Consider the following 7,092-nt stretch of genomic DNA (forward strand, 5'->3'; position numbering starts at 1 on the left):
AGATGATGGCCCAAAAATTATATGATTTTAAGCTTGATGAACGAATGGAGTTAAATGTTCTTATTAAAAGTGCTGATATCAGAGTGGCTAAGAATGGTAATCAGTATATTGCGTTAGTTTTAGCCGATACTTCTGGTGAGATGCCGGGGATGCTATGGGAAGCCAATGCTAATCAAATCAAGTTATTTAGTGCAGGGACAATTGTGCACATGCAAGCAGTACGGCAGGTTTACCAAGGAAAACCACAACTAAAGGTGTTAAATTTGGCATTAGTGGATGAGCAATTGCAATTGACAGCTAATGATTTTGTACAAACAGCACCTATGCAAAAACAAAAAATGGTAGATGAGGTTAGTCAATTATTATTTCAAATTACTAATCCGACATGGGCACGAATTGTTAGATATCTTTTGCAAAAACATGAGACGACCTTTTATGAATTTCCAGCCGCAAAAACTAATCATCATGCCTTTAGTGGTGGTTTAGCATTCCATACATTATCAATTGTACATTTAGCTCAAAATGTTAGTAAACAATATCCACATGTTAATGAGTCATTATTATTGGCAGGTGCGTTGTTACATGATTTGGGGAAAACCATCGAATTGTCGGGGTCAATTGCTACAACCTATACAACTGCGGGTAATTTGATTGGTCATATTACCCTCATCGATGAAGAAATTGTCTTGGCGGCACAAGCATTACAATTGGACATATATAGTGAAGATCTATTGGTGCTACGCCACGTGGTTCTAGCGCATCATGGCTTGTTAGAATATGGGTCACCGGTAAGGCCCATGATTCTTGAAGGTCAAATTTTACATCAGCTTGATGAGTTAGATGCATCAATTCAGATGTTTGATAATGCGGTTGCGCATACTGAGCCAGGCAAATTTTCAGAAAGAATATATGGACTTTCAGGGCGAATGGTTTATCATCCAACAACCAAGGAATAATATATTTAAAGGAATTTGTGACGCAAAAATGGGATGTTCGCTCAGTGAAAGGGGAACATTTTTAATTTTAATTAGTTGTTTAAATGTGAAAAAAGCCAAAAAGTAAGATTTTTGGCTTTTTTGATAGATGGAACTTATAAGTAATTTATTAAGTTAAGAATGAATTATAAGGTTTTGGTCTTTTGTAAAATGGCAAAAGACGTTGCATCAATTAGTAGGCTATACTGTTCAAGTTCACCGTTACGGCGAATAGTAACACCACCTTGGTATACTTTGTAGGTATTATTTTTTTGTGAAAAATCAACGGTATTGCGCTCTAACCAAGTCCCTTCGACACGTCCTTGATTGACAAAACTATCGTGAATTTTACTGATAATTTGAGCGTGAGTTTTTTCTGAATTACGTTGATCTTGTGTTTTTTTTCCAATAATGGCAACAGCCCCAAGACTGCCTAAAATACCTGCAAAAATGCTAACTCCTTTTTTGTTCATTTTAGCTTTTTCTCCTATGTAAGATATCAACAAAACATTTCAATCAATAAAATAGCATATTATCTAAAGAAAATATATCTATTATGTTTGTTTGTAATATATTTGTATTGTTTCTCGACTAAGGATCGTATTATAAGGGACGTGCAAAAAAAGAATGAGATGGTTATAATTAATTAGTAATTAATTTTTAATTGTTGTGAAATGGAGTAAAAGTGATCTTATGAATCAAGATAATTTTAAAAGAATCAAAAAGTATACGGAGTTACAGGCTGCAAGTGGTTTTGAAAAGAATATCAGTCAAGTATTTGCAAAGGAAATACAACCATTCGTAGATAAAGTAGTTCATGATGGATTAGGTGGTGTTTTTGGTGTTAAAAAAAATCAAATTGATAATGAGCCACGAATAATGTTTGCTGCTCATATGGATGAAGTGGGTTTTATGATTACTAATATCACGCCAATGGGGCTATTTAATGTCACGGCCTTGGGAGGTTGGAATCCATATGTTGTTTCAGCACAAAGATTTACGCTATACACACGAGAAAATACTTATCCAGTGATTTCATCATCAGTAGCGCCCCATTTATTACGAGGTAATAGTGGGGTTAATGCAACGCCTAAAATCGAAGATATTTTATTTGATGCTGGATTTACTTCGGCTGCAGAAGCAACTGCCTTTGGTGTTCGTCCTGGTGACTACATTATCCCTCAAGTAGAAACTGTTATGACACCAAATAAAAAACGTATTATCTCTAAAGCTTGGGACAATCGTTTTGGTGTAGTGAGTATTTTAGATACGCTTGAGGCACTACAAAATGTTGCAACCCCCAATACTTTAATTATGGGCGCTGATGTTCAAGAAGAAGTTGGTCTGCGTGGCGTTAAGGGGGCTGTAAATATGTTAAAGCCTGATATCTTTTTTGCGGTTGATTCTTCAGCTGCAGATGATATGCAAGGTAAAACTAACCACCAAGGAAAATTAGATGAAGGAACATTGTTACGAGTCTTTGATCCAACTGTGATTATGCCGTACCGATTAAAGGAATTTGTTCTAGATATTGCTGAAAGTAATAACATTCCGTATCAATACTTTGTTTCAAAAGGTGGAACGGATGCCGCAGGGGCACAATCACAATTAAATGGAGTTCCAGCAGTTGCATTAGGAGTAGCATCTAGATATATCCATACACATCAAACAATGTGGTCAATTAAGGATTTTGAAGCAGCTAAAGAGTTAATTAAACAACTAGCAATTCACTTGGATGAAAGTACGGTTAACACGATTTTAAATCGTTAAATTTAAAAAGCTAAATTGATGTGGTATAATTACAAAAAATAAGTAAAGGAGCTATGCATGATGGAAAAATTACCAAAAATGGATCAACAAGAATTAATTGATTATATTGGCAAACGGAAAGTAATGTTGTTTTTTTCAGCAGATTGGTGTCCAGACTGTCGGTTTATAAAACCGGTGATGCCAGAAATTGAAGCGCAAAATCCAGATTTTGTTTTTGTTTACGTTGATCGGGATGAAAATATTGATTTATGTGGCGCTTTGGATGTATATGGCATACCTAGTTTTGTGGCTTTTGATGGTGCACAAGAAATTGGCCGGTTTGTTAATAAAGATCGCAAAACCCAAGGACAAGTTCAAGAATTTATTGATGAATTAGTAGCTTAATTAAAAATGATATAGAGCTTGCATTGTTAGTAATTAACTACTAAAATTATTAATGGCTCATCCTATGTAGGATACAATTGTTTTATAATTACTTGAAAACACGGAGCTTTAAGGAGTTCGTGTTTTTTATTTGATTAAATAGTGAATAAGGAAAATAAATATGTTAATTTCAAGTTATAATTTAGCCCATATGGGTGATACTTTAATTGTTATGTTAGCACCGGACACAAGTAGCCAACAGGCTAATGAACAGAAAGGCGATATTGTTAGGATTTTTAATGCCGAAACTAATGAAACACTTGGTTATAATTTTTTTGAAATTAGTCAAAGTTTAAAGCTAACAGCAGTCGGCCCGGTTGTGTTAACCGAAGAAGAGGTTTCAATTTTAAATAATAAACTAAGTCTAAGTGGTTTTGATGCCGAATTAGTGGCTGACCTAGACCCTAAATTTGTAATTGGATACGTAGCAACGGTAACTCCTCACCCTGACTCAGATCATTTACAAATTACGCAAACTCAAGTTGGCAATGGGCAAACTTTACAAATTGTTTCTGGTTCACCTAACATGAAAGCGGGGATCAAGGTGGTTGTTGCTAAAGTTGGTGCCGTGATGCCAAGTGGTTTAATTATTTGGCCAGGTGAATTAAGAGGAGTAGCATCAAATGGGATGATTGTTTCAGGGCGTGAATTAAAACTACCTAATGCACCAGAGGTTCCAGGAGCTTTAATTTTACCAGATGATTTTCAACAAGTGGGTGAAGCACTAGATTTTGTGCAAGCTCAAAAACTATTTAAATAGGTGGAACTTAATATAAAATTCAAAAAGGGTAAGAAAAGCTAATTTTCGACCCTTTTTTCCATATTTTCGGATCATCATTAATTTTTGGAGCATGGTATAATTATTAATTATAGGAAACATAGGTGAACTAATTTATTTTGCCAATTGCTAAGGAGGAACCATGATGAAGGAAGATGATATTCCTGCATATTTTAAAAAGAGACCACTTAGTGAGCCACCGATAAAGCGCCAACAAACGATTAATGAGTTGACTTCGCAAAAAATAAAAACAGAGTGGCAACCGGCTTTTACTGAAAAATATCAACGACCAATTAGATATTTACGTAAAAATCCAACCGGTGAAAATTACCAACGTCAAGTTGCAGAGTTACGTAAAAGTATTGATAGTTTCTTTATCTTTGATACTAATCAAGTATTAGCTGTTGAAGAGCCAACCAATCAATTATTTAGTCCAAATTTTATGATAAAAAGCTTAAAAAGTGAAATAAATAAGTAAATGTAGGATAGAATATTGAGTATAACTAATTGTAGGAGTGAAAGAATGCAAAAATATTACTTTATTGGGATTAAAGGTTCAGGAATGGCCTCACTAGCCTTAATATTACATGATCAAGGTTTTCAAGTTAAGGGTTCAGATATCACCCAATATACTTTTACAGAAACCCCGCTATTAGCAGCGGGTATTGAAATATTACCTTTTGATGCGAAAAACATCGAACCAGGTTGGACTATTATTCGAGGAAACTCGTTTGATGATACGCATGTCGAAGTTGCCCAAGCCCAAGTGTTAGGTATCAAAATGAAGACCTATCCAGAGATGGTTGAAAAATTAGTAACGGAAACAACATCAATTGGTGTTGCAGGTGCGCATGGCAAGACTAGTACTACGGGCCTATTAGCTCATGTGCTAGGTGGCGTTGAACCAACTAGTTATCTAATTGGAGATGGTACTGGTAAAGGGGTTAAGAATGCCCGCTTTTTTACTTTTGAAATGGATGAATATCGCCGCCACTTTATGGACTATACTCCTGATTATGCAATTATGACCAATATTGATTTTGATCATCCCGATTACTTTACCGGTTTAGCGGATGTTAAAAATGCCTTCCAAGATTTAGCTAAACAGGTGAAAAAGGCTATTTTTGCGTGGGGGGATGACCAACAATTACGAGAATTAGAAGTTGACGTGCCTATTTATTACTATGGTTTAAGTGAAAGGGATGACTTCAGAGCAGTTAATGTGGTTCGTAATCAGGCGGGGGCTACTTTTGATGTGTACTACCATGATGAATTATTAGGAACCTTTAAAACGCCATTATTTGGTGAACACGGTGTTTTAAATTCATTAGCAGTGATCGCTGTTGGCTATTTTGAGAACGTTGATTTAAACCAATTGAAAAAGGAACTAGTTAATTTTGGTGGTGTGAAGCGTCGTTTTGCAGAAACCCAATTACCACATGCGACATTAATTGATGATTATGCACACCATCCATCTGAAATTAAAGCAACGCTTGATGCAGCGCGGCAAAAGTATCCGGATCGGCAAATTGTGGCCATTTTCCAACCACATACATTTTCAAGAACCCAAGCGTATCAAGATGATTATGTAAAAATTTTAAATCAAGCTGACAAAGTGTATTTGACGGAAATTTTCACGTCTGCGCGTGAAACAAACGGTAATATAACAGCTAGCGATTTGGGCGCTAAAATGAGTAAGTTTGCAGGTATCTTACATGAGGATAATCTGCAACAATTAGTTGCGTTAGATAATCCCGTCTTAGTTTTCATGGGAGCCGGTGATTTACAAAAATATGAAGTAATTTATAAGGATTTAGTTAAATAGGCAAGTTAACTAAGTGCGATAACTCTGAGTTTTATGCTATAATAAACATAGTTTAATTAGAAATATAAGTGAGGATACTAAATGAACAATGATAATTTAAGTTATTACCAAAATAATGGTCAGGGTAAAGTTATTAACAATGAAACTGGATTACGCACGTTTTTTAGTAAAATGTATAGTTATATGGGACTTGCGCTATTAGTGTCAGGCTTAACTGCATATCTAACATACAGTGTTTTTCCAAGTTTGATGTATGCAATTGCTAGTAGTACAGTCGTAATGTTGATTGTTGTTGCAATCGAAATTGGCTTGGTTGTGATGATTAATACGAAAGCAATGCGTTCGGCTGTTTCGGCGTTACCACTTTTAGTATTATTTTCCGTTGTTAATGGATTAACATTGTCAGTTATCTTTGCCAGGTATACCAACGCTAGTTTATTAGGAGCATTTGTCGGAACAGCAGCTATTTTTGTAGCAATGTCAGCATATGGGCGTGTTACTAAAAAGAGTATGAATGGATTAGGAAGCCATTTATTTGGGTTATTAATTGGTTTGCTAGTTGCATCAGTTGTTAATATCTTTTTGCAAAATAGTGTGGTTACATTATTCTTATCATGGGCTTCAGTAGTTATATTTAGTCTTTTATCAATGTATGATACCAATAAAATGAAGCAACTTTATTTAGCACATGGGACTCAAGCAAATATGACAGGGTTAGCGGTCAGTGGTGCATTGAACTTGTATCTTGATTTTGTTAACATTTTCTTGAGTTTATTACAGATTTTCGGTGGTAGTCGTGATTAGTTAGTTTTAATAGTGAATTATAAAGTTGTCAGTTAACAAGCAATTAATGGGTTAAACTGATTATTAAAATAGCTAGTTAGAATATAATTGACAAAGCGGGTTTGAGACGATCTTCTCAGACTCGTTTTATTTTATAAAAAAAGCTTGCTATTTTCATTAGGATTGTTTATTATATTTTAGTTGTCTTATTTACGAATGAGCAATGATGGTAATTAAAAGTGTTGACAGTGAAGTTATTAATTGATACTATTTATAAGTTGCTTAATTATTATTAGTTAAAACAAAAAAATAATTTTGCTAAGATAAAAAAAGATGTTGACTTAAGTAAATAACTACTGTATAGTTAATATCTGTTGTTGCTTAACAACAACCAAGTAGATCTTTGAAAACTGAATAAAGTTTTGACAATCAAATGTGTAAGGGTCTTAGGATTTGTACCTAAGATATACAAATTTGCGAATGTCAATTTCGCTAGTAAATTATGTAACTAACATCTCCCCGATGTTAGTTACGGATAA

The 7,092-nt window shown here is 34.6% G+C and carries 8 protein-coding genes; 7 read left to right on the forward strand and 1 reads right to left on the reverse strand.

Annotated elements, in window-relative coordinates:
* Nucleotides 1–5: 5 nt before the first annotated feature.
* Nucleotides 6–956: a 3'-5' exoribonuclease YhaM family protein gene (locus JOC59_RS02220; protein ID WP_205143164.1), complete on the forward strand. Its 951-nt coding sequence runs from the start codon at nucleotides 6–8 to the stop codon at nucleotides 954–956.
* Between the two features lie 164 nt (nucleotides 957–1,120).
* Here the strand turns inward: JOC59_RS02220 and JOC59_RS02225 are convergent, their stop codons facing one another.
* Nucleotides 1,121–1,447 carry a hypothetical protein gene (locus tag JOC59_RS02225; protein ID WP_205143165.1) on the reverse strand — a complete coding sequence of 109 codons (327 nt, stop codon included), beginning with the start codon at nucleotides 1,445–1,447 and terminating at the stop codon, nucleotides 1,121–1,123.
* A 220-nt stretch (nucleotides 1,448–1,667) separates the two neighbouring features.
* Between JOC59_RS02225 and pepA the strand changes: the two genes are divergently transcribed.
* The 6 genes from pepA (at nucleotide 1,668) to JOC59_RS02255 (ending at nucleotide 6,574) form a co-directional block, all read left to right on the forward strand.
* Nucleotides 1,668–2,744, forward strand: coding sequence for a glutamyl aminopeptidase (pepA, locus tag JOC59_RS02230; RefSeq protein ID WP_205143166.1), 1,077 nt, complete (start codon nucleotides 1,668–1,670; stop codon nucleotides 2,742–2,744).
* Nucleotides 2,745–2,804: 60 nt separating this feature from the next.
* Nucleotides 2,805–3,128, forward strand: coding sequence for a thioredoxin family protein (locus JOC59_RS02235; RefSeq protein WP_205143178.1), 324 nt, complete (start codon nucleotides 2,805–2,807; stop codon nucleotides 3,126–3,128).
* Between the two features lie 160 nt (nucleotides 3,129–3,288).
* Nucleotides 3,289–3,927 (forward strand): YtpR family tRNA-binding protein, encoded by a 639-nt coding sequence (gene ytpR, locus JOC59_RS02240; protein WP_205143167.1) that lies wholly within the window; start codon nucleotides 3,289–3,291, stop codon nucleotides 3,925–3,927.
* A gap of 160 nt (nucleotides 3,928–4,087) precedes the next feature.
* Complete coding sequence (locus tag JOC59_RS02245; RefSeq protein WP_205143168.1) at nucleotides 4,088–4,423, forward strand: hypothetical protein; 336 nt, start codon at nucleotides 4,088–4,090, stop codon at nucleotides 4,421–4,423.
* 45 nt (nucleotides 4,424–4,468) lie between these two features.
* Complete coding sequence (murC, locus tag JOC59_RS02250) at nucleotides 4,469–5,770, forward strand: UDP-N-acetylmuramate--L-alanine ligase (RefSeq protein WP_205143169.1); 1,302 nt, start codon at nucleotides 4,469–4,471, stop codon at nucleotides 5,768–5,770.
* An 81-nt stretch (nucleotides 5,771–5,851) separates the two neighbouring features.
* Entirely contained in the window at nucleotides 5,852–6,574 is a 723-nt protein-coding gene (locus JOC59_RS02255) for a Bax inhibitor-1/YccA family protein (protein ID WP_205143170.1), read from the forward strand.
* Nucleotides 6,575–7,092 lie beyond the last annotated feature (518 nt).

The sequence above is a fragment of the Periweissella beninensis genome (assembly GCF_016908275.1).
GTDB classification, from domain to species: domain Bacteria; phylum Bacillota; class Bacilli; order Lactobacillales; family Lactobacillaceae; genus Periweissella; species Periweissella beninensis.

Excerpts from the sequence above, each read along its gene's own strand:
- JOC59_RS02220 (WP_205143164.1), top strand. The coding sequence starts at position 6 with ATGGCCCAAAAATTATATGATTTTAAGCTTGATGAACGAATGGAGTTA.
- JOC59_RS02255 (WP_205143170.1), top strand. The coding sequence starts at position 5,852 with ATGAACAATGATAATTTAAGTTATTACCAAAATAATGGTCAGGGTAAA.
- JOC59_RS02245 (WP_205143168.1), top strand. The coding sequence starts at position 4,088 with ATGATGAAGGAAGATGATATTCCTGCATATTTTAAAAAGAGACCACTT.
- JOC59_RS02235 (WP_205143178.1), top strand. The coding sequence starts at position 2,805 with ATGGAAAAATTACCAAAAATGGATCAACAAGAATTAATTGATTATATT.
- ytpR (WP_205143167.1), top strand. The coding sequence starts at position 3,289 with ATGTTAATTTCAAGTTATAATTTAGCCCATATGGGTGATACTTTAATT.
- JOC59_RS02225 (WP_205143165.1), bottom strand. The coding sequence starts at position 1,447 with ATGAACAAAAAAGGAGTTAGCATTTTTGCAGGTATTTTAGGCAGTCTT.
- pepA (WP_205143166.1), top strand. The coding sequence starts at position 1,668 with ATGAATCAAGATAATTTTAAAAGAATCAAAAAGTATACGGAGTTACAG.
- murC (WP_205143169.1), top strand. The coding sequence starts at position 4,469 with ATGCAAAAATATTACTTTATTGGGATTAAAGGTTCAGGAATGGCCTCA.